The 22,864-nt window shown below is 45.1% G+C and carries 21 protein-coding genes; 7 read left to right on the forward strand and 14 right to left on the reverse strand.

Translation table 11 applies throughout. The features are described from left to right. The first annotated feature begins 113 nt into the window (after nucleotides 1-113). Nucleotides 114-1,250 carry a glycosyltransferase gene (locus QH73_RS09085; RefSeq protein WP_039716678.1) on the forward strand — a complete coding sequence of 379 codons (1,137 nt, stop codon included), beginning with the start codon at nucleotides 114-116 and terminating at the stop codon, nucleotides 1,248-1,250. A gap of 63 nt (nucleotides 1,251-1,313) precedes the next feature. Here QH73_RS09085 and QH73_RS28720 read toward each other — a convergent pair whose 3' ends face one another. The 8 genes from QH73_RS28720 to QH73_RS09125 all read right to left on the reverse strand — a co-directional run bounded on the left by QH73_RS28720 (nucleotide 1,314) and on the right by QH73_RS09125 (nucleotide 11,585). Next, a complete protein-coding gene (locus QH73_RS28720) occupies nucleotides 1,314-1,436 on the reverse strand; it encodes a hypothetical protein (RefSeq protein ID WP_286194078.1) in 123 nt (40 codons plus the stop codon). After that, on the reverse strand, nucleotides 1,414-4,239 hold the full coding sequence (locus QH73_RS09090; RefSeq protein WP_132866845.1) for a hybrid sensor histidine kinase/response regulator: 2,826 nt from the start codon (nucleotides 4,237-4,239) through the stop codon (nucleotides 1,414-1,416). The genes QH73_RS28720 and QH73_RS09090 overlap by 23 nt, the downstream gene beginning before the upstream one ends. A 123-nt stretch (nucleotides 4,240-4,362) precedes the next feature. Continuing rightward, nucleotides 4,363-7,386: a methyl-accepting chemotaxis protein gene (locus tag QH73_RS09095; protein WP_201278054.1), complete on the reverse strand. Its 3,024-nt coding sequence runs from the start codon at nucleotides 7,384-7,386 to the stop codon at nucleotides 4,363-4,365. A gap of 59 nt (nucleotides 7,387-7,445) precedes the next feature. Then, nucleotides 7,446-7,922 carry a chemotaxis protein CheW gene (locus QH73_RS09100; RefSeq protein WP_039716675.1) on the reverse strand — a complete coding sequence of 159 codons (477 nt, stop codon included), beginning with the start codon at nucleotides 7,920-7,922 and terminating at the stop codon, nucleotides 7,446-7,448. A gap of 405 nt (nucleotides 7,923-8,327) precedes the next feature. Further along, nucleotides 8,328-9,020 carry a TIGR00266 family protein gene (locus QH73_RS09110; protein WP_201278055.1) on the reverse strand — a complete coding sequence of 231 codons (693 nt, stop codon included), beginning with the start codon at nucleotides 9,018-9,020 and terminating at the stop codon, nucleotides 8,328-8,330. Nucleotides 9,021-9,080: 60 nt separating this feature from the next. After that, entirely contained in the window at nucleotides 9,081-9,758 is a 678-nt protein-coding gene (locus QH73_RS09115) for a TIGR00266 family protein (protein ID WP_039716673.1), read from the reverse strand. 57 nt (nucleotides 9,759-9,815) lie between these two features. Beyond that, nucleotides 9,816-10,478 carry a TIGR00266 family protein gene (locus QH73_RS09120; protein ID WP_039716672.1) on the reverse strand — a complete coding sequence of 221 codons (663 nt, stop codon included), beginning with the start codon at nucleotides 10,476-10,478 and terminating at the stop codon, nucleotides 9,816-9,818. A 171-nt stretch (nucleotides 10,479-10,649) separates the two neighbouring features. Next, on the reverse strand, nucleotides 10,650-11,585 hold the full coding sequence (locus QH73_RS09125) for an alpha/beta fold hydrolase (RefSeq protein ID WP_132866849.1): 936 nt from the start codon (nucleotides 11,583-11,585) through the stop codon (nucleotides 10,650-10,652). 758 nt (nucleotides 11,586-12,343) lie between these two features. Here QH73_RS09125 and QH73_RS09130 point away from each other — a divergent pair. From QH73_RS09130 to QH73_RS09140, 3 genes are read left to right on the forward strand one after another with little or no spacing between them, the layout of a single operon-like run. Then, the gene (locus QH73_RS09130; protein WP_039716669.1) at nucleotides 12,344-12,676 is read left to right on the forward strand and encodes a DUF6883 domain-containing protein; all 333 of its coding nucleotides are present in this window, start codon (nucleotides 12,344-12,346) and stop codon (nucleotides 12,674-12,676) included. A gap of 19 nt (nucleotides 12,677-12,695) precedes the next feature. Further along, the gene (locus tag QH73_RS09135; RefSeq protein ID WP_132866850.1) at nucleotides 12,696-12,941 is read left to right on the forward strand and encodes a DUF4926 domain-containing protein; all 246 of its coding nucleotides are present in this window, start codon (nucleotides 12,696-12,698) and stop codon (nucleotides 12,939-12,941) included. Next, entirely contained in the window at nucleotides 12,938-13,876 is a 939-nt protein-coding gene (locus QH73_RS09140; RefSeq protein WP_039716668.1) for a shikimate dehydrogenase, read from the forward strand. The genes QH73_RS09135 and QH73_RS09140 overlap by 4 nt, the downstream gene beginning before the upstream one ends. Before the next feature lie 31 nt (nucleotides 13,877-13,907). On the opposite strand, the gene QH73_RS09145 is transcribed toward QH73_RS09140, so the two are convergent. Both QH73_RS09145 and QH73_RS09150 read right to left on the reverse strand, forming a co-directional pair. Further along, on the reverse strand, nucleotides 13,908-14,393 hold the full coding sequence (locus tag QH73_RS09145; protein WP_132866852.1) for a hypothetical protein: 486 nt from the start codon (nucleotides 14,391-14,393) through the stop codon (nucleotides 13,908-13,910). Nucleotides 14,394-14,661: 268 nt separating this feature from the next. Next, nucleotides 14,662-14,874 (reverse strand): hypothetical protein, encoded by a 213-nt coding sequence (locus QH73_RS09150; RefSeq protein ID WP_039716666.1) that lies wholly within the window; start codon nucleotides 14,872-14,874, stop codon nucleotides 14,662-14,664. 331 nt (nucleotides 14,875-15,205) lie between these two features. On the opposite strand from QH73_RS09150, the gene tnpA reads away from it, so the two are divergent. Next, entirely contained in the window at nucleotides 15,206-15,649 is a 444-nt protein-coding gene (tnpA, locus tag QH73_RS09155; protein WP_039711384.1) for an IS200/IS605 family transposase, read from the forward strand. On the opposite strand, the gene QH73_RS09160 is transcribed toward tnpA, so the two are convergent. The 3 genes from QH73_RS09160 to QH73_RS09170 form a co-directional block, all read right to left on the reverse strand. Continuing rightward, entirely contained in the window at nucleotides 15,607-16,887 is a 1,281-nt protein-coding gene (locus QH73_RS09160) for a TonB-dependent receptor (protein ID WP_132866854.1), read from the reverse strand. The two genes, tnpA and QH73_RS09160, sit on opposite strands and share 43 nt — an antisense overlap. Nucleotides 16,888-16,902: 15 nt before the next feature. After that, on the reverse strand, nucleotides 16,903-18,243 hold the full coding sequence (locus tag QH73_RS09165; RefSeq protein WP_063777348.1) for a TonB-dependent receptor plug domain-containing protein: 1,341 nt from the start codon (nucleotides 18,241-18,243) through the stop codon (nucleotides 16,903-16,905). Between the two features lie 243 nt (nucleotides 18,244-18,486). Continuing rightward, nucleotides 18,487-19,971 carry a CIA30 family protein gene (locus QH73_RS09170; protein ID WP_039716664.1) on the reverse strand — a complete coding sequence of 495 codons (1,485 nt, stop codon included), beginning with the start codon at nucleotides 19,969-19,971 and terminating at the stop codon, nucleotides 18,487-18,489. Between the two features lie 158 nt (nucleotides 19,972-20,129). Here QH73_RS09170 and QH73_RS09175 point away from each other — a divergent pair, with 158 nt between their 5' ends. Further along, the gene (locus QH73_RS09175) at nucleotides 20,130-20,879 is read left to right on the forward strand and encodes a DUF3598 family protein (protein WP_039716663.1); all 750 of its coding nucleotides are present in this window, start codon (nucleotides 20,130-20,132) and stop codon (nucleotides 20,877-20,879) included. Between the two features lie 2 nt (nucleotides 20,880-20,881). Here the strand turns inward: QH73_RS09175 and QH73_RS09180 are convergent, their stop codons facing one another. Then, complete coding sequence (locus tag QH73_RS09180) at nucleotides 20,882-21,718, reverse strand: SDR family oxidoreductase (protein ID WP_039716662.1); 837 nt, start codon at nucleotides 21,716-21,718, stop codon at nucleotides 20,882-20,884. Nucleotides 21,719-21,796: 78 nt separating this feature from the next. On the opposite strand from QH73_RS09180, the gene QH73_RS09185 reads away from it, so the two are divergent. After that, nucleotides 21,797-22,690 carry an alpha/beta fold hydrolase gene (locus tag QH73_RS09185; RefSeq protein ID WP_039717685.1) on the forward strand — a complete coding sequence of 298 codons (894 nt, stop codon included), beginning with the start codon at nucleotides 21,797-21,799 and terminating at the stop codon, nucleotides 22,688-22,690. Nucleotides 22,691-22,864: the final 174 nt, after the last annotated feature.

Genomic DNA, 22,864 nt, shown 5'->3' on the forward strand with positions numbered 1-22,864 from the left:
TCATGGGTAGTGGGGAAGTCAAAAGTCAAAAGTCAAAAGTCAAAATGACTAGCAATAAGTGAGTGATGACTAATGACCAACTACCAACTACCAACTATCCATAACCAATTCGTATGAAAATCCTATTCCTAGATCAAAGTGGTAAGCCAGGAGGAGCGGAGCTTTGTCTGTTGGATATTGCTAAACCATATCGCGATCGCTGTTTGGTTGGTTTGTTCGCCGATGGTGGGTTTAAAGATTTACTCCAACAGCACGAAATTCCGGTGCAGGTGCTAACTGGGCGATCGCTACAAGTGAGTAAAGACAGTGGGTTGCTCCAAGGCGCGAGTAGCCTCGGTCAGTTGCTGCCTTTGATTACCCGCGTTGCCAAAATTGCCCGCGAATATGACATCATCTATGCCAATACGCAAAAAGCACTGGTGGTAGGAGCGATCGCATCCCTACTCAGTCGCCGCCCTTTGGTCTATCATCTACATGACATTCTCTCAACTGAGCATTTTAGCCGCACCAACTTGCGTTTAGCTGTAACTTTGGCAAATCGCGCCTCGTTGGTCATTGCTAACTCCCAGGCAAGTCAAAAAGCTTTCCTCGCCGCAGGGGGAAATCCCAAACTCGTTCGTGTTGTCTACAACGGATTTGCGCCCCAGTTGTATCGACAGGAAAATTCTGTAGCTCAGACAAGGCAGGAATTGGGACTAGAAGGCAAGTTTGTTGTCGGACACTTCAGCCGACTTGCACCGTGGAAAGGACAGCATGTGCTTCTAGAAGCGCTAACGCAGTGTCCGCCAGAAGTGACAGCAATATTTGTTGGAGATGCCTTATTTGGCGAACAGGACTACAAGCAACAATTACACCAACAAGTTGCGGAGCTAGGATTAGAACAAAGAGTCCAATTCTTAGGCTTTCGTAGCGATGTAGTGTCATTAATGGCAGCCTGTGATTTAGTTGCCCATACATCCATTGCTGCCGAACCCTTCGGGCGCGTTATTGTCGAAGCCATGCTTTGCGGTCGTCCGGTGGTAGCTACCCAGGCAGGGGGCGCAGTAGAACTAGTAGAAACGGGAAAAACGGGTTGGCTCGTACCGCTAGGAGATGCAACACAGTTAGCAGAAGTGATTAATACTTGTCGGCAGCAACCTGAATTAGCTGGTGCGATCGCCCATCAAGCTCAAATTTCAGCCAGTCAAAGGTTTGAATTGAATGAGATAAATCGGCAAATCGAGCAGCTTTTGGAGTCAGTTAACAGTTAACAGTTAACAGTTATCAGTTATCAGTTGTCAGTTATCAGTTGTCAGGGAATAGTAGGGGCGAGTTTAGCAAGCATATTCACGGCTAGTGACAATAAATTTTTGTCCAAAACCCGCTCCTACAGAAATCGGGGAATTTTGAATGCGTGAATTTTGAATTGCTGCCTCAGCTTTCTTCTCCCCCTCCATTTATCAAGCGCTCCAGCGTTTCTGACAATTGCTGCTTGTCGTAAGGCTTGCAGAAAAAGGCAGTTGCACCCAAGTTTAAAGCCAGTTGGCGTTCTTTAATGCCACTGCGAGAAGTCAACATGACAATGGGTAACTGTTGGAAAGCTGGATTCGATTTCACCCTAGCCAAGAAACCGTACCCATCAAGCCGAGGCATATCGATATCGCAAACTACAGCGGCAATTTGAGAACCGCTCATCAACTTTTCTAAAGCATCCAGTCCGTCTTTGCCCTGTTCGACTCGATATCCGGCTTTTTCTAACGTCAAAGATAAGAGGCGGCGGACATTAATCGAGTCATCGACGACTAAAATTGTCGGGCGTTGGTTTTGTAGTTCTGCCGCTGCACGATGGCGATCTTCTGGCTCTAAGCTGGCAGGGTGTTGGCTAGTGGCAATCCAGTAAAGTAACTCTGGGGTGTTGACCAAGGGAACAACTTTACCATCGCCTAAAATCGTACAGCCGTTGAAGCCAGGAGGCATGGGAATGTTACCTTCGACCGGACGGATGGCAACTTCCTGTTCGCCCCAACAACGGTCTACTTGCAACCCAACCCAATCGCTACCATTAGCAATTAATAATACTGTTGGGGCGCTCATTAGGGGCTGAGTTCTTTCTTCGTTAGCGTTTTGCAGGCGACGAAATTTCAGCCAATCGCCCAGATAAATCAGCGGGACTGAGTATTCTTTCCAGTGCAGTTGTGGTTTATCTTCGATTGTAGATATTTGTTCTACATCGAGCAGGAGCATTTCTTCGATCGCCGTGGTGGGAAAAGCCAGTAATATCCCTCGACTTTCCACCAATAGCACCCGTGCCACCGATAATGTGAGAGGAACGCCGATCGTAAATGTCGTACCTACTCCTGCCTTGGTTTCTACTTTAATGTCACCGCGCACTTGACGCAAGTTCGTGCGGACGACATCCATCCCAACACCGCGACCGGATAAGGAAGTGACTTCATCGGCAGTACTGAAACCAGGCTCGAAAATCAAAGTTAAAACTTCTTCATCGCTAGCATTGGCGATCGCCTCTCGATCGAGTCCTAGATGTTGCGCCCGCTGTCTGACCTTATCAAGAGCAATTCCCTGCCCATCATCTTTGAAAATAATCAGGGCTTGATTGCCTCGATATGTTGCTTCAATTGAAATCGTCCCTTGTTCCGGCTTACCGCTAGCTTTGCGAGTTTCAGGATCTTCTATACCATGATCGAAGGCATTACGCAACAAATGCATCAGCGGGTTGCCCAGGGCTTCTAAAATACTGCGATCGATCGGGGTATCGCCGCCTTGAATTTTGAGTTCGACATTTTTCCCGTGCTGTAAAGCCAATTCTCGCAAGGCTCTAGGAAACCGCCCGACTAGATCGGCAAACGGACGCATTCGCAGTTGGTTGATGCAAAATTGCAGTTGTTTTGCCGTGCGGTTGAGGTCGCCAACAATTTGTTCTGTCTCCTGCAAGCACAGATCGATGTCTCCGCTCACTTCTTGCAATTGCACGACATTTGCCATTACCTCCGTCGAAGCCTCGTCTGCTGCCTCATCTAGATTATTACCACTATCTAGTGAGGACATTGGCTGAGGCGATCGCGGGGTTGTTTCCTGTCGCAATTGGCTGCTGTCAGGAGAAAAGGCAACTTCCGATAGAAAAGATGATGTCGTGGGTAAAGCTGATGGAAATGAAGATGGTGGCAGTGTTGCAGTCCGACGACGATGATGGGATTGTTGCAGCGATCGCACTTTCCGTTCCAGAATTTTAACGGAGTTGCGCAACCTTTCTATTTGTAGGTCGAGTCCGCTGCGTTCTATGGTCAACTCCCCAAACAGATCGTTGAGTTGCTCTAGCTGTTTGAGCGGCACCCTAACGGTATTTTCCTGCGTCTCCTTCAGTTCGGCTGGCGGCGCGAGTTCGAGTGGAGATGATAATCTGGCAGGACTAGCAGCCGTAACAGCAGTCGAATCGGCAGCGCTAGCATTCAAGCTAGCAACTTCCTCGACAACACCATCTAAACTGAGTGTCGAGGGTAAACCCTGTAATTGTCCCGCCATAATTGCGGCTTGCGATCGCCGCCATGCCTGCAAAGCCGCCTGGGCGATCTCTTCCTCCCGTGCGGGTTGAGTTGCTAATAGCTGTTTTACGGAGCTACACAAACTATTAAACTCTGGTAGCTCTAGGACTTCCCCCAGATCGCTTAAATCTTGGGCGATCGTCGCGATTTCTGCACCCAAGTTAGACTTATCCTCTTGCGCCAAAATTGTTTCTAGCTGCTGCAAATAAGCATCAACTTCCGATTCAAACAGCATTTGGATCGTTTCTAGACCCTGCTGCGATGACAGAGGTGTAACCGTTTCCTGTTCTTCCCTTGGTTCTCCCAGTATTTGTTGCAACTGCTCGAATAGCGGTTGAACTTGACTTGTCTGCCATTGCTCGTCCACAACATTTGTCTGGCGATTTGTCGTGACGACGTGGCGCAAACAATCCACAGCACTCAACAGCAACCTTTCCACTTCCAGCTGAATCTGCTTCTGAGTTCTGATGACTTTAAAAAAGTTTTCCAGGCGATGAGCTAAATGACTCAGAGTTGAAAATTCCATCATTGCAGCTCCACCCTTAATCGAGTGTGCCGATCGCAGCATGGCATCAACTTCTTGCCGTGTCAGTTCCGCACGACTGCTAACTCCAATTAACTTTGACTCGATCGCATCCAAATGGTCTTGGGCTTCTTCTAAAAACTGGAGCTGAATTTCACGTTCTTTATCCTGAGACATTTTGGTGAGGAGTGGTTACTAGTTGAGTGGTCATTTGTCATTTGTCATTCGTCATTTGTAAGTAGCCAGGAGTCAGGCAATTTTGACTTTTGAATTTTGACTTTTGAATTTTGAATTGCTACCTCAGCTCTCTTCTCCCTTAACTGTCTCATCCTCGTCAACTGTCTCAGCATCCTTAGCTGTTTCAGCGCTCCCCACTATCTCAGCTTTCTTCCTTCCCAGCTCCCGCATTTCGTCGCCAACTTTAAACTTGCCAACTGAAACTTGCAGTTGTTGGGCAACTTCTACGGTGCGTTGTAGAGAATTGGAAATTTGACGGGAGTATTCGGAAGATCCTGCCGATACGCCAGCAATTTCTTGCATCAATTCCGTAACCATTTGTGCTGTCTCGACTTGGGAAATCGTGGCACGCGAAATGGATTGCACCAACTGATAAATTTGATGCGATTCTTCTAAAATTCGTCCCAAACTTTGTTTGGAATCTTCCACAAAATTCGCGCCTGCGATCGCCTGCTGGTTGCCTATTTCCATCGTCCGCACGACATGGCTCGTTTCCATTTGAATATTCTCGACAATTTGTTCGATTTCCTGGGTGGCTGCGGCTGATTTGGCGGCGAGTTGCCCGATTTCTTCTGCCACGACGGTAAATCCCCGTCCGGCTTCTCCGGCGCGTCCGGCTTCGATGCTAGCATTGATTGCTAAAACATTGGTTTGCAGGGCGATGTGATTGATTAAGGCTACAACTTTCGAGATCTGCTGAGTCGATTCACCTAACTGCTTGGCTTGCATCGCGGTTGTCGTGACTGTATCCCGCAAGCTCAAAATACTCTGTACCGTGCGATCCATTGCCTTGCCACCAGTCTCTGCCGTGCTAAAAGCAATGCTAGCAACTTCGGCGGCGCGATCGGCGCTAGCTGCTACAGCTTGAATCGAATGAGTCATGCGCTGTACTGAGTCTAGGGTGCGATCGATATCCTGGGCTTGTTTGAGTGCTTCGTCGGCGAGTTGGCGGATTGCGCCTGCGTTTTCGTCTACCGAAATATTCACTTGCGTTGCCGCTTTTTTCACCTGCACGACTAATTGTCTGAGGCTTTCGATAATGGCGTTAAAAAATTCTGCTACCGTGCCGATTTCTCCGGTGGTTGTGTTTGCCCTGACTGTCAAATCTCCCCTTGCCGTGCCTTCAATTTGTGCTAACAGTTGTACGAGTTTTTGCTGCAAAATTTCTTTTTGTTGTCTTTGGTCGAGGGAAATAGTTTCAGCTTTTTGGCGAGAGGCTTCTACCTGTTCTAAAAGATGAGCTTGATCGAGGGCAAAGCCAATTTGAGTTGCTAACTGGGTAAATAAATCGATATCCGCTTGCTGCCAGATCCGCGATTTAGAACACTGATGGGCAATGAGTAAACCTAACAATTCGCGATCGCGAATCAGCGGCGCAACCAATGTAGCCTTGACTTCAAATTTTTCTAACTGTTTGACATGACAAGCTGCAAGTCCGGCTTGATAAATATTGTCGATCGCCCGCACTCTACCTTCGCGATATTGTTGGGCATAACCTTCGCGAAAGCAGCTATCATCTATTGTTTGCCCGACTAACTGTTGCCAACCAGGGGCTACTGACTCGGCAATAATTTTTCCCTGCCAGTCAGGATCGAAGCAATAGACAACAACGCGCTCTGTTTTCAGGACGCGCCGCACTTCCCGCACGGCAGTAACTAAAATATCTTGAAAGTTGAGCGACTGCCGAATTTGCAAAGTTAGATCGGTGAGTAAATTGGCTCTTTCGACAGTATTTTGCTGTTGTTCGAGTTGAGTTTGCAGTTGTTCCGCCATGCGGTTGATATTTGCCGCTAATACCCCGACTTCATCTTCGCCTGTCACCGGAACGCGAGTGTCGAGTCTGCCTTGTCCTAGTTTGCGAACGGCGCGAGAAACGGTGACAATCGGGCGCAGGGCGCGGTTGACCAAAATTGTCGCGATCGCCGCCGCTAGTAATGTTGTTAGTCCCGTTGCTCCCATAAAAGTGAGCAGCAATCCGCCGCGAATGTCGGCAAATAGCTCGGCACTAGGCTGGGCGATCGCCACTCCCCAGTTCAGTTTGGCTAATTCTTTAATTGCTGGTAACGGCGCGTAAGATAGCAAATATTCTTGCTGTTGCTGGCGATTGATATCGTATGTACTACCCAGGGCTGATGATTTTTGCAGTTGTGTGACTACCTGGGGAAAAATGGCTTTGACATCTTTACCCAAGTATTCGGGATACGATGCTGGGGCAATGAAGATCGTACCGCGCTCGTTGAAAGCCAGGAACTCCTCAATCTGCAAGCCAGGAATATTTTTGGTCAGTTGCCGATCTTGCTGTTGCACGCTGCGATCGAAATACCCTACAGGGGTGCGGGTACGGACTACGCCAATGGTTTGCCCCGTGTCTGGATCTTTCACTGGTGCAGCGGTGAAAATCGAGTACTGTCCCGTGGCGATGGATTTACGCGGCGGCGTAATGACTGGGCGATCGCCCTTGAGTGCTGCCTGAAAGTAATCGATTTTGTTGTAGTTCTCAATCACATCTCCAGACGATTGCATCACGACATCGCCGTCTAGATCCAGCAGGATGATACTGTCGTAGCCTTGACCGTTCTTAATGTATTGGTCTAAAAATGCTTGTCTTTCTGCTTCTGGTAGCGATCGCCGAATATAAGGGCGATTGAATAGCGTCATGCTTGCCAGGGTTTGTACGTCCTGGTAGCGTCCGACCAGAAATCGATCTAAGCGATCGGCGAAAGATGCAACTCGCACTTGCTGTTGCTGTCTGATATTCTGAGTAATATTACTACTGGTGAGGTGATAGGCGGTTGCTCCTAAAAGAACGATCGGAATCGTGCTAACCGCGATCGCCCCAAGCGTAGCTTTGGCTCTCAAGCCGATCCGCTGCCACCACCACGAACGCGACTTGGAGGGAGGACGCTTGACTGAGTTAACGCCGTGAGGCACTGTAGTTTGTCCGGCGGCGATCGTCAGTGGGTTAGTATGACTTTTGGTTAAACCAGACTCCGGCTCTTGGCTGCGATCTGCTTGACGATTCGTACTAGTTTTGCGATCTTCTCCTGCCGTGTCTTGCCTCGGTTCTTTCTTAGAGCGTATATTCATAAACTCAGCGTCTCCAGTAAGAGCAATTCCGCCAAACACCAATCATTTCAACATCAAAGCTATTTCCTGTACAGAGCGGGGGCAAGTAAAATTGCTTCTGCATTGACTACGAGTATTAACTCTTGTTCCTGGACGATACAGCCATGAAGGAAAGGAATTAATGCTGATGTTACCAGCTCTTTTGAGGATTGAACCAAGTCTGGAGTAAAGTATTTTACGCCGTTGACTTCTGGTACGAGTAACCCCAAAGTCATTTGCTGGGCTTGAATTAAAATGACGTTATATTGCGAGATATTATGGTCGAGCGGCTGCAAGCTGAGGATCTGAGCCAAATCGACTACCCACAATACCCGATTGCGGTGGTTCAGCAAACCGACTACACACTCAGGCATATTGGGCATAGGGGTGATTCTCCGTGCGGGTATCATTAATACCTCTTGCACGTACTCCATTGCCAAAATAGCAGGAATTTGTTCTGCCAGATAAAATTTTAAATATCTTTCACCTGGACGGGTTTCTATTTCTGCTGGATTCATTTGCGATCGCAACTAACTTGGCTGAGCTTAGCCTAACCGAAGACCTAACGATTTTGGCATTTAGCATAACACCCTCAGTCTTTTTGGGGACAAAATTTATAATTCATTAAGAGTGGCTAGTGGCTAGTGGCTAGTGGCTAGTAGTAGGTAGGGTGTGGGGTGTGGGGTGTGGGGTGTGGGGTGTGGGGTGTGGGGTGTNNNGTGTGGGGTGTGGGGTGTGGGGTGTGGGGTGTGGGGTGTGGGGTGTGGGGTGTGGGGTGTGGGGTGTGGGGTGTGGGGTGTGGGAAGTGTGGGAGGTGCGGGGTGTAGTGGATTGTTAACTGGTTACTGGTCACCGGTCACTGGTTACTGGTCACTAGCCACTAGCCACTAGTCACTGATAACTGCTCCCGACTCCCCCACAGTTTAATCGCTACTCTTAGTGGGACGAAAAGCGTCTAAAAAATTGAGTAAATTATACATTTGACGAGATTGAATCCAAAGCTTGCCTTTACCTCGGAAGCGACAAACCAATCCTTCCCCGCCTAAAAGTCCCGTTCTCAGATTCCTAAATGATAGACCGCCGATCGTTTCTACGTGATAACTGAGTGAATCTTCAAAAGCAACCACGTAACCCGTATCCACCACATAATCTCCCTCTACGGGAATCTCAATAATCGCACCGTAGGAGCTAAACCACAGATCGCCCTTACCAGTAACTCGTAACAAAAATAAAGACTCACCGCTAAAAAAACCTCGAAATCCTTGAAATGAAGGATCGATTTCCACTGTATGACTTGCTGCCACAAATCCCGAAGATTGCAGCATTAAACCGTTACCATCTAGATAATAATGCTGAATATCTCCTGGCACTCCAGGGGAAAGAAATAACTGTCCGGCTCGTCCTTCAGCGGTAAATTCGCTCATAAATAAAGACTCGCCTCCTACCATTCTGCCTATTCCTTTCATCAATCCCCCTTTCATTTTGGACTTCATTTTTATCCAAGAGTCCATCGCCGCCATTGCTCCAGATTCAACCAATACAGTTTCATTTGCCCTCAAATCGAGTTGCAAAGAAGCATAAGCAGGAGAATGTTCAATTTTATAAGTGATATTCATAATTGGTAAGAGGTAAGAAGTTACTGATAACTGATAACTGATAACTGATAACTGATTCCCTCATTTTGCAGGTAATTGCGAGCCAACTAATTGACCGAAGGCATTAGCGTTATGCGTTTGACAAAATAATCTACCTTTTCCTTGAAACCGACAGGCTAATCCTTCTCCACCTAAAAATGCTCCGATTAAACTAGAGCCGACTTTTGTAATGCTGAAATTTAAGCTTTTTTCAAAAGCTACAATATGCCCAGTGTCAACGATATACTCGCCATCCACATAAATTTCGTAGATTGCTCCAAAAGATGTCAAGAGAACTTGACCGGAACCACCTATATCTAACCAAAAAATTGATTCTCCAGAGAAGAACGATCGAAATCCTTGAAACCCGACGTTAATATCGACATTTGCTTCGCTAGCTAAATAAGAAGTCGCTTGAACGACTAGCCCAACGGGTGTCATTTGATAAGTCAAAATATCACCCATTAATTTAGGGGCTAAAAAGACTTCACCGTCATGTGTGGGAGAACGAAATATACTCAAAAACAAAGACTCTCCCGCTACCATCCGTTTGAGTCCGCCCAAGATTCCACCACTTTTTCCTTGTCTGAGGGCAGTACTAGCATTGATATAACTACTCATAGCAATCATACTGCCTGCTTCCGCCACTAACTCCTCGCCAGCACTCATCGTGATATGAGCGATCGCGCTATCGGGTTGATGTAAGATATCTATGTTCATAGAAGTCAAAAGTTAAAATTCAAAACTGATAACTGATAACTGATAACTGCCAACTGACTATTTAACTTGCGATCGCAAATATCTAACTAATCCATCAATACTGCGAGATTGTAAATAAATATCGCCTGTACCAGAAAGACGATTGACTAATCCTTCGCCAGAGGTGACGGAACCAACTAAGCCACCAGCTAATCCAATGCTCATTTTAAGTTTTGGTTCGTAGGCAACTAAGTGTCCGCTATCGACAACAAATTCTCCTTGAATCTGCTTTTTTGTAATCCCGCCATAGCAGCCAAAAAATGCCCTACCACTACCACTGAGTTTCAGTTTAAATAATCCTTCTCCTGCCAACCAACTTTTAATTCCCGCCCATTGTAAGCCCATTTTCACTCCTGCACTATGGGCAACAAATGCCCCTGGTTGCAAGCAAATATCTCCCTGACTCAAATCGATTCTGCCAATATCGCCAATCGTTGATTGGGTTAAAACTAATCTCAGAGATTGTTGAGTTCGATTGGTAAAAGTATTCACGAATAACGATTCGCCACCCAAAAACTTTTTCAGTAAGGCAGGAATTAAACCACCAGAAAATTTAGTTTGGATTGATAACTGGGCATCCATGCTTGTCATTGCCCCAGCTTCAGCAGTAATACTCTCCCCAGGATCGAGCGTGACGAAAATAGCAGCAAAGGCTGGTTTGTAGCGAATATCGTATTTCAAAGCCCTAATTCCTACTCTCGATAATGCACTTAATATGGAGCAGGAAATGAGCGATCGTCCAGATTTTTTGAAGAATTAATAAGATTTTGCTAAATTATTTACGATCTGTGCTGATGGTTAATGCACAAAATCCAAAATTGGTAGGGTGCGTTGATTAACGCACCCTACCCATTACGCACAAATCGACAGAATCCAATCTTTCAGCAATGAATTTACCTGTTCGGGAACTTCATCATGGGGACAGTGACCTGCTTTCAGAAAGTATTCTTGTAATTGTGGATAGTATTGACGAAACTTTGGACTGCGCCCTCTAGCATTCATCCACGGGTCGCCCTCACCCCACAATAACAGCAACGGGCAAGTCAATTGTTGTAGCAATATATCAACTTTTTCCCCTTGAGGAGTGCTGAAAACTGAAGCAAATACATCCACTGCACCAGGATCGCACGCCGGACGATAAATGTCTTCTACTAACTGGTCTGTAATGGCACTTTTATCAAGATAGACTTTCTCTAGAGTTTGTCGGATCACCCACGGTTGGCGAATGTATTGAAATAACAGAAACCGCGCCCAAGGCTGCTGAAACATCCACTTCGTCACGTCGCCAAATAATTTTTGCCATAAGTCCGGTTGGCGTGGTGGTTGAACTTCAGTTTGCACTGATTCTGATTCAATGCTGGGTTGTTCTTCGCTAAAAGGACCAGCACTATTCAGTAATACTAACCCTGCTGCGGCATCTGGACGCTGGGCAGCAACGCATAAACTCGCATATCCACCTAATGAATTACCCGCTAGTACCGCAGGTTGTCCGATAACTTCGGTGATAAAATCATGCAGTTGGTCGCGCCACAAGTCGCCACTATATTGCAGTTTAGCTTTAGCAGAGCGTCCGAAACCAATCAGATCGATCGCGTAAACTTGAAAATCGTTTTGCAGTTCGGCAATATTCTTGCGCCAGTGGTCGGTAGAAGCACCAAATCCATGTACTAATAGTAGAGGTGGACGCTGAGGGTAAAGCGTTCCCGCTTTGACATAGTAAATCGAATGCCCGCGCCACTGCCAGTACTTACCAGAAACCGAGGTTGTAGAAGCTGTTGTTTGCACGATCGCGTTTTGTTAAGTTACATTACCAATTTTAATCTAGCCATCAGTTGCTAGTGAGGGCGGCTTTTACCATATTTGAATGCGGGAAGCAGGCTAATCTCGGTCACCCTACTAAGAATTTTCTGGTTTTATCTAGGAATTCCTCTAGCAGATATAAGTAAAATAATTAGGCAGAAATTGAGAAAATAATAAATCATTCTATTCAAAAAAATAATAGAATAAGGAACCCAGACTGTGCTTTCTACTCCTTCTTCCCATAAATTATTTTTAGATACTAATTGTTGAATAAAGTTATAATTGCCAAGACTATCGCCGCGATCGTTCCAGTTTATTAATAAAGCTACAATCTGAAATAATAAAATTAATGCGATCGCTACCAAAAAAGTTTTTTTAGGAATGTATTTTTCATGGCTCCATAATGCAGAAATTAAGAGAATCAACCACATTATCGGTAATATCTAGCCAAAATAAAAAACTTCAAAAATCTGTACCCATCCATTTGAGGTGTAAAGGAAGAGAATTTGACTGATAGCTATGTATACTAAGTAAAGAATAACAGCATAATACAAAGAGATGTGAAAAAATCCATCGCATCCTCGATCTATTTGTAAGTTTCAATATAGTGTTAAGTGCATTATAAACTTTATACTATTAACTCATGGCTCCGGTTTTTTGACAAAATATCTATTTCTTGTCTGTTACTTACCAGCAATAAAATTAGTTAGTAGTCGAGTTTTACTTGAAAGCTGTAAAGACAGGCGATGCAAATTCCGAACGCAGAAAACGCAGTAGTCGATATTCGTAAACTACGAGACTACTGCCTGAGTTTAGAACATGAAAAAGGAAAACATAAAGCTCGACTCTTTTTATCAGCGTTAGGTATAACAGCCGACAACGCTGAAGAATTACGTCAACTTCTTTTGGAAGCTGTCAAGATACACAAAGCTCAATTGGGACGGCAAGATGAATTTGGACAACGCTACACTCTCGATTTTCCACTTGAATGGCAGAATAGAAGTGCGATCGTTCGGAGTGGTTGGATCGTTGAACCTGATTCCAAGATTCCAAAATTAACAACCTGCTACCCTCTATAGTGCTTGGAGGCGACACGAAATGACCGCAAACACAGTTAAATTACTAGATGTAGTAGCACTAACCGTCGATCTTCCTGAGTATAGGTTGTGGCGCGGGCAAGTCGGTACAGTGGTTGAAATATTGGCTAATGGTGCTGCTTATGAAGTGGAATTCAGCGATCGCAATGGGCGCACTTACGAATCAATTGGACTGCGCCCAAATCAGATTATGGTGTTACACTTCGAGCCAGCGTCCCCTTACCTTACTCCCCATTCTCCCACTTGATAACAGGTAAAACAAAACTACTTGGCGTAATCGGACATCCGGTGGAACATTCTCTTTCACCCGCGATGCACAACGCCGCGATCGCCCATTTAGGATTAGATTATGTCTATCTCCCCTTACCCGTAAAACCAGAAGATTTAGCTGCTGCACTCCAAGGTTTTGCGGCAATTGGCTTAGTCGGTTTTAACGCCACCATTCCTCACAAACAGGCGATTTTACCCTTTCTATCAGAAGTCTCTCCCGTAGCGCAAGCAGTAGGCGCAGTCAATACTGTTTGGCGCACAGATAGCGGATGGGCGGGAACTAATACTGACGTGGAAGGATTTCTCGCACCACTGGAAAAGTCAAAAGTCAAAAGTCAAAAGTCAAAAGTTGAAACTAACTCACCAACTACCAACCACCAATTACCCATTACCGACTCCCGACTCCCGACTCCTGACTCCCGACTCTCCACAGCGGTCATTCTCGGTAATGGTGGCGCAGCTAGGGCTGTCGTAGCGGGTTGCTCTCAACTAGGTTGCGCAGAAATTTGTGTCGTAGGGCGTAATGAGGTAAAGTTACAGGAGTTTTACACGAGTTGGGATAATTCTCAAGTTCAAGCTAATTTGCAAGTTTATACTTGGGATAAGCTACCGGATTTAATTGCCCGTGCCGATTTACTGGTGAATACAACGCCCATCGGTATGTATCCTCATGTCGATCGATCGCCTTTGAGTCTAGCTGAGATGGCAGTGTTAAAACAAGGTGCGATCGCCTACGATTTAATTTATACTCCTCGTCCAACCTTATTTTTAAAACAAGCACAACAACAAGGTGCGATGACTATTGATGGCTTAGAAATGCTAGTACAACAAGGCGCAGCTGCTTTACACATCTGGTTACAGCAGCTCGTTCCTGTAGAGATTATGCGCCAAGCACTGCAACAACAACTGTAAAAAAACTTTGACAACTACTTGCAACTCACTTTTAAACAGCTTCAAAAGTAGCTCGTTTCATACCCTTAGCATACAAGTGCATAAATAAATTCTGATTTTGCCAATCTTCATCAAATTCAATCTCTATTTTCATGTCAGGATCTATTGGTCTAAATTTAGTTGGGGTAAAAGAATAAATTGGGAAGTCAAAGTTAGGTACGTTTATTGTTAGGCGATTTTGCTTAAAAGCCAGCGACCAAATAGTACTAGTTTTTCGATTAATCAGAGTGATTGGTTCGGGTTCTATTTTCAGATTACCAAGTAGATTTTCTACCTGAATAAACTTAATCGTCAGGCAAACTGGCTTGTGAAAGACTTCGCTTACCAGCTTTTTTTGATCTAAATTAAGTTTTTGCCAACCACTACCCCAAGATGCTATCAGATCGTTTTCATTTTCTACCTGTCCTTGCAAACTACTTAAGTGAGACATGAAAAATTGTTTAAGACCTGTCATGATTCTGCTTACATAGATTGCCAATTAAAAAATAAAACTATATTGTTCTATTTCGCAACCAGCTTGAGGGAGAAAAACAATTCAAATTAGCAGTAGCTATTACAACATTAACTACTGAGTTAAAAATGTTACGTCAAATTTTAGTAATATCTATGTATTGTAATTTGCTATCAAATAATATCGTTCAACTATCTATAGATTTTATAGTTAGGCGAGCAATGCCTACCCTACTCACTGGCTTTAAAAAAATAGTTATGTGGGCATTGCCCACCGTACTCGCTACTCGCTAACTTTAAAAAAGGGAATTGTTAGAAATCTGACACTCAATCCATGCTGAATATAAGTCTTCTTCTATGGCTCCTCGCTTACCAATAATTTCAGTATCATGCACTAATACTTTAAGCGTTGTTATATAAACGCCATTGAGTATTTGGTGTCCGTAACCGATTACCCTACCCATCTGTCCCGTATTCTGATGAACTACATAGTCTCCTACGTCGAACATAATTTTCTCGCTCGATCGAAGTACATAGAAACTGTATCATAGCCGCGATCGCCACAAGTTACTAATAAGATAATTTCAGTCTTATAGCTGAGTTTGCTAATACTTGTGACAGAGTTTAATGTCAATCCACTATGTTTATTTGAATACAAAAAAGAGCGATTTTTTTATTAAAATTAGTACCAGGTCGGCGTATCTGTTAATTTTTATGAAAACTGTTGGCTTAAATGAGGCTAGAAGCGTACGTGAGTACGCTCTAAGTTTTACCAGCCAATCGAGTATTTAATCTCTGCGGGTCAAATTCCCCGCCGCTCTGCGGCGTAAAATGTGAGGAATGAGCGAATATATTCATAAAAGTCATAACGTTACGGTGTTGCTTTACCATTTGGTGTTTCCCGCAAAGTATAGACGAGCTGTGTTCGACGAACAGGTAGATGCAGTTTTGAGGGAGGTGTGTTTAGAGATTGAGAAACGCTATGAAATCAAGTTTGTCGAAATTGGTGTGGACAAAGACCATGTGCATTTCTTAGTACAGTCAGTGCCAACTTATAGTGTGACCAAGCTGGTAACAATGCTCAAAAGTCTCACAGCCAGAGAAGTATTTAAACGCTGTCCGCAAGTGAAACAACAGCTGTGGGGCGGCGAGTTTTGGAGTGATGGGTATTTTGCGAGTACAGTTGGAAAACATGGTGATGAAGGGATGATTGCCAGGTATGTGAAAAAACAGGGGAATGACTATCTCAAATTGCATCGAGATGAGCAATTATCTCTCTTTTGATTCTGATACCCCGTCCGCTTGCGGCGGGGTAGTTCATTGCTAACAGTTCTCCGTCTAGCGGCAGAATAAGCCGAATCGTTAGCTTGAATTTGGGAAACAATCGGGAAATATTGATTGTCGAACAAGTTTTCTACTCCTATTTGTAAAGTTCCAGCATCTCCTAGTTGAATACTGCTGATGTAGTCTACAGTTGAGTAACTCTCTACTTCCCTTCTGCCAAAAGCAACGCTGTCACCAAAAACATCGCGATCGCCAGAAAATAGTGCTTGGAAACGATTGCGCCAACCTGGAGAAGTTTCATTCTCGACATAAGCTATAACCTTTAAAGGTGGAATCCGAAAACTATCCAAAGCTGTATACTCTCCATCATCAGCCAGATCGATTTCACCCCCTTGTAAAGTAACGGAACCACCAAGTTGCCAGCGATCGCTCGGTTGCACGTATACAGCAGCTTCTACACCATAAATCCGTTCTGGGGCGCGGAGTACGGTTCCTGGTGCAGTAAAGGTCGTACCTAACTCTGACTCGTTATAGAAAGCAGATAAAGACCCTTGGATCGTCTCCCACTGTCCGCGCAAACCAATTTCATAACTATCAACCCGCTGTGGTTCTGGATTGAGTGACTCGACATCGAATCCTAGCTGAGCATTTCTTAAAACTAAGCCGATATCTGCTAGCGAAAAGCCTTGGGCGAAATTCGCAAATACGTTGATTTCGTCAGTCAGAAAAAACACCGTACCGATATTGAACAGCGTTGCGTCAAAATTGAGATCGCCGCCAGGAATCACCGTATCGGGGTTGGCTAAAGTCGTGAAGTCATCGACGCTGACATCGGCATTTTCGTAGCGCACGCCGCCATTGATGATAAAGCGCTCGCTCACATCCCAGGTTAACTGCGCAAATAAACCCAAACTATTGAGTTCTAGCGGTGGTGTCCAAGTTCGTTCGCCTGTAGCGAGAAAATCTAAACCTCCACTGGCTTCAAAAGCAGCGCGATCGAAGGTTGTCACGGGTTGGACGGTATCTTCGTTAAAGTAGTCTACACCCCATAACAGCCTTGCTGCCCCTTTGTTAAATAGAGGCGTTTCAATTTGCAAGCGTCCGCCAAACCTTTCCGATTCCACCCGCGATTGATAAATTTGGTTGCCCAAGTTGCTGAAATTTCTGCCGTCAAATGGAAAGAACTCAGTCAGGTAGTCTCGATAGTACAACTGAGCCTGCACGTTGCTACCCAACAAGTTTTCGTGGCTGTACTATAAATTTAGCAGCGTGTTTCGAGTACCTGGAAGTTCGTCTAAGTTCAATCCTTCCAAAGTGCGGGCTTTTTGTCTGCCTGGTAGCAAATTGACGCTAGGCTCGGTAGTAAAGTCTGTATCTTGGCTGTCGTCGAAGTGGTTGAACGTCAACTGAAGGCGCTGTTGCTCGTCTAAATTCACGCCTAACTTACCAAAAAAGTTGAGTGTCTCAGCATCAGAAAAACCACCTTGGGCATTCGGATCGGGAGGAATGCGATCGCCCTCAGCATCAAAAAAACCGCCTGTAGTCGTCAGCGAACCACTCACGGCAAAATCGAAATTATCCTCAGTTCCAGAAATTGCATGTTGCAGGTTATAACCTAAACTATCGCCTGATAAATCTCCCAAAGCTCCACTTATGCCAATTTGACTCTGAGAAGCTAACCTCTCCTCGCTCGCCGTGCGCGTGATGATATTGATGACACCACCCGTTCCGCCATCTCCATAAATCGCACTGGGTCCCCTTACTACTTCAATTCGTTCGATTGCCGAAGGATCGATCGTGCGCAAATCGCGCTGAGCATTTCGCGAAGTCGATTGCGGCACACCATCAATCAAAACTTGCACGTTGCGCCCCCGTAGAGTTTGCCCAAAGTTACTGCTGCTTTGAGTTGGAACTGCTAAGCCAGGAACTAACTTACCGAGAATTTCCCCTACATTTTGGGACAGTCTTGTTTGTTGTTCAATTTGTTCGCGATTAATTATCGTCACCGATCGCGGTACGTCCTGCGGTTCTTCTGCCGTCCGCGTTGCCGTCACGGTAATTTCCTGTGCTGGCTCGCCTTCTGTAGTCGCTTCTGACTCTGCTGGGGTTTGCGCTGTTGGTGCGGCGGTTACAGGCGCAACGGTGACAACCAAGCCGTTTTGACTTGGTACAACTTCTGCTGTGGGTGTTGCTGTCTCTCCCACGAGTTGAACTCTGACACGATTAGCATCAATTTGAGTCACTGTAACGAGACTGATTCCCTGGGCTGGGTTTTCTGCCCGATAATCTCCCTCTGGTAACGCCAGCCTTGCTTGAGGGATGTCTGCTATCCAATTATTATCGTCAATCGTGGGCGTAGCTGCTGGCAATTGCTGTCCGCCTGCCGTTTCCAGGATGAGTTCCAGCCCTTGAGGAGTCGAATTCAGTCTTACACCCGTTACCTCGATTACCTTCTCTGCATCGCTACGCTGCTCTTGGGGCGCGTTTTGAGTATAAGTGGATACTGATGTAAGTTGCGCTTGAGCGATCGCGGGGACGAACGTGGCGATCGCGCTGACTAAGCTTAGTACAGACAGTAATTGCAAATTTGACACAATAACTCCTCACTCACAAATCATCATGCGACTTGCTAATTTACTCCTATGGAGAGATGCAAGATTCGATTTCGCGTTATTTTGAAGTAAATACTCGCTTTTTAGTCAGTAAATTTACTGAAACCAATTTTCAATAATACTACTCAAGTAATAAAAATCAGCAAGAAAATTTCTCAATAAAATTCCCCCCTTTTTAAGGGGGGTTAGGAGGGATCGAGATCTCAAACTTCCAGCGCGTAACTCTCAATCGCGCTTTAAACGAGCCAACAAATTCTGCCAATTAGCAGCAAAAGCACCGTAGTTCGGATCGGCTTTGACTTCAAAAGTCAAGTTAGCATCCTGGGGTTGCTCCACGACTCGAACGCAGAGTTCCGCAATCGAATCGCGGCTGACTTTACCTTTAATATTATCTCCCTGGTCGAAAACCAAAGGCTGTATCCCAGGTTCTTCTGTCAGCGCACACGGTCTGATAATTGTATAAGGAACGCCACTTTCTCTCACAGCTTCTTCACCACGCCATTTCCAAGTTAGAATTCCTCCCAATTGGTTATTTAAACGCACGGCTGGCGGTTCTTCCTCTAAATTAATTCCTGGGCGATTGGGACGAGTGACACCAGCAGAACTGACTAAAATAAACTGAGGTTTTGCACTACCGTACGCGCCAATTGACTCGACTTGCAAAGCAAATCCACCAGGAGAAAACTGCGGATTGAGTTCGCCGTTGTATTCAAATTTGCTCAACATTAACTGCAACGAGCGAATTTTGCTAGTATCGATCGCTGGAGCATCTGATATTGTTTTTGCCCGAAATACGGCTGTTAATTGGTTAAATGGAATTCGTACCGTTATCCACTCGTTAGCGACGGTATCAAAAGAATAGGAATAAGCCATTCCATCCCAACTCGATTCCGTGCGGAGGAAAAACTTGTAGCGCTTACCGTCTCCCCTAACTCGCAGTGTCACGCCTTCGTAGCCGGATAAATCTAATGGCGAAGTGAAATTTTTCGTCCTGACAGAAGCAAAGCCGCCAGAGTTGGCTGTAGAAACATTACCCGTAAATAAAGCCGTACCTTCAATAAAGCGGATCTCGCTTTGACTGACACCACCCATGACGACATCATCAACAGCACCCCAAATTTGCTGTAATTGAGGAGTTGGTTGAGTAAAATCAAAGACGATTTTTTCGCCACTGGGGTTCTGTTGCCAATATTGAGTCGCCGCTTGGACTAAATTTTTTACTCCCAAATATTCCACCCGTTCTGGAGTATCGCCGACGATTTCGGGTTGATAGAACTTCACGCCTTGATTGTATTTTTCTCTATCTGGGGTATCGCCGCCCACTGGTTGCACCCGCACCGCCGTACAGCAAATGACAACGCGGACGTTTGCCATCATTTCTGGTGTCAGGGTTTCTGGCTGGGTAATGTCGCCGACATAGATTTCTACATCACCCAAAATCGATCTTGCTTTATCTTTGTCTCGAACGAGCGATCGCACCTGATATCCTCTTTCTAGCAACCGTTGTACGACTCGCTTACCTACACCACCCGTTGCGCCAGCGACTAGGATAACTCCCACTTGCTTACCTCCAGATAAATAATTTTCGGGTTTGTCAGCCACACCTGGGAGTATCTGTTTTAACCAACTCCAGCCAGGAATCGCCTCGAAATAGGCTAAAGTGCGGATGAATCTACCTGCATCCCAGCCAGCACGATTTTTTTCTGTCATAGCTTGTTCCTAGTCAGATCGCGAGCAGCTATCTCTATTTTGGTAACAAATCGCGCCGAGATGATTCAGCCTTTGGTACAAATCTTGAATGGAGTAGGGCGATCGCGGTATTTGTATGAGGATGAAGACTGTAATTACACAGCAACAAGAGTTCAATTATGCCTATAGACATTCAAGAACAAAACTGGAATAACTTTTGCGATCGCCATTTACATGATTGGCATGGAATTTGGACGAGTTATTCTGCTCAAGGAGAGGTCAAAGATTCGTTTCAAAGTTTGAGAAGTTTTCGCGCTAACTCAGAAAAAACTCAAATTACACATACAAATCGATATATTTATGCAGATGGTAACATCGAGGAAAAAACTTGGCAGTTACAAAAGCCATTTCTTAGATCGATCTTTTTTCCTCAAGGTGCTGGTACTTTTCATGCTGAGAAACTAGTAGCCGACTCTTTTTTTGCAGTAGAATTCTTTTTCATTCACAAAAACTTACGCCATAGCGCGATCGCTGCTTATGCTAATGGCAAGAATTTGACGGGAATATGGAGTATTCGTGAAGACTCCACAGGCTTTCCCAGTCAACATTGGTCTAGCAATCTCGATCTAGTCTCGGAAAGAAGTCTGAGTGAAAATTGGACGGGAACTTCAGTGACAATGACACCCGATCTAAAAGTTTCACCTGCGGTTCCAGCTAATTTAAATTGGCAGATAGAAGGGAATGAATTGTTCTTCTTTCCTGACGAGATTTCTTTAAGTTGTCCCAAGCAAGTTGAGTTGGGAAAACAAATTGCGCTCGCTGCTACTTGGTTAGTTCATTCAAGTTATATGCAACAAATTACAATTGAATATAACGAATTAGGAGGCTTTCAAAGCTTGAAATTTGCGGAATTTACCTGTGAAGTATAGTCCTAAATCAAAACTTCTGGGTGAATAAAACTGTATCCTGCGGTTTTGAGTTTTCGATTCGATACCCTGGCATTGTAAGGACGGGTTTCCGATAACTCAGGATTCCACAACACTTGAGGTAGGTTATGGCGATCGCACAAATTTTGCAATAAATTGCGAGACAATGGCGGTTCATCGTCTACCAAATTATAAATTCCCTCTAATTGCCGTTCTGCGGCAAAGGCGATCGCACTGACAATATCATCAAGGTGAATCCAATTCGTATAGGTTTTCCCGTTCCCTGGACGAGTCGTACCAAATGCACGACTGAAGATTTTTGTCAATTCCCGCCCTTCACCGTAAATTCCTCCCAGGCGTAAGATACAGACTTTCAATTTGTCACTCGCAGCGCAGAGCAATACTTCTTCTGTCTCTGCCAAAACTTGTCCGTTCTGATTCGCTGGCGTTAAAGGTGATTCTTCGTCTACCCATGCCCCATTTTTATCGCCGTAAACAGAATAACTCCCCGTATAAATAATTTGTTTAACAGCAGTTTGTGGCAAAACTTGAATTAAATTCTTGGCGGTTTGTAGGTAAGTAGATTCGTAGCTATTGGCTGCAAAAGATTTAGGCGCAATACTCAGAATGACAATATCTCGATCTTGGATAGCTGGCAAAAGAGTAGCTATATCATCTCCTTTAGCTATGACAACTTGCTGAGCTAATTGTTCTAACTCGCTTATCCGTGCTTGAGTTGTTGTGGTTGCGGTAATCTGATACTTACCATCCTGCTGCCAATGACGCGCGATCGCCTTACCGACATAACCACAGCCTAGAATTGCTACCTTTACAGTTTGCATTTTACCTCTCTAGAAAGTCAAAAATCAAAAGTCAAAAGTCAAAATGCCGAAATCAAGCGCGTTCAAAATCAAACTGACATGAATCAATTTCAGCCCCCTGGCTTTGGAAAACAGGCGATCGCCACCTCTTTAGGATCGATGACTTACTACACCCAGGTAGCCGCACCTTGGCTATCCTCATCCAGTTATGAATTACCTCGCCTAGTCTTTCTACACTGCTTTGGTGGCGGTGCTTCAGCTTACGAATGGTCTAAAGTTTACCCTGCATTTGCCAGCGAATACCAGATTCTTGCAGCCGACTTAATTGGTTGGGGCGAATCAGCGCATCCCGTACGAGAATATCAAATTGCCGACTATCTCACTACAATCGCTGAATTTATTCAAGCTTGCCATCCTCCCGTCAAGGTAGTTGCCTCTTCTTTAACAGCAGCATTAGTCATTCGCCTTGCCGTTCAGCGTCCCGAATTATTTCAATCACTCTTTCTCGTTTGTCCCTCTGGGTTTGACGACTTCGGCGAAGGTGCGGGACGCAGACTACCGCTACAGTTAATTAGTACGCCCTTACTCGATCGCCTAATTTATGCTCTGGGTGCAGAAAACGAAGTTTCCGTGCGTAACTTTCTCCAACAATTTCTCTTTGCCAAACCAGAACGAGTCACGCCAGAAATGGTAGCAGCCTATCTCGCTTCTGCCCAAAAACCCAACGCCGAATACGCCGCTCTTGCTTTTCTCAAGGCTAATCTCTATTTTGACTTGGCTTTGTACGTACCGCAGCTAACCGTACCCACAGCGATCTTATGGGGAGAACAAGCACAATTTACCAAAATAGGCTTAGGCAGACGCTTAGCAAAGCTGAATCCGCGATCGATTATTGCATTTGAGGCGATCGCCCATGCTGGCGTTCTACCGCATCTAGAAACCCCAGAAATCGCGATTGGCTTGTTACAGAAGTATTTATCAGTTAACAGTTAACAGTTATCAGTTACCAGCGATCGCGTATCAACCGTCAACAGTCAACAGTCAGCCGTCAACTACCAACTACCAACGACCACTTGCAATATTTATTTACAGAGTCAACAAAATATCATAGAGATATGCCTATTTATAAAATTGCTTCCCCCCAATTAGGGAAAAACCGAAAAAGAG

It is taken from the genome of Scytonema millei VB511283 (genome assembly GCF_000817735.3).
GTDB lineage: Bacteria > Cyanobacteriota > Cyanobacteriia > Cyanobacteriales > Chroococcidiopsidaceae > Chroococcidiopsis > Chroococcidiopsis millei_B.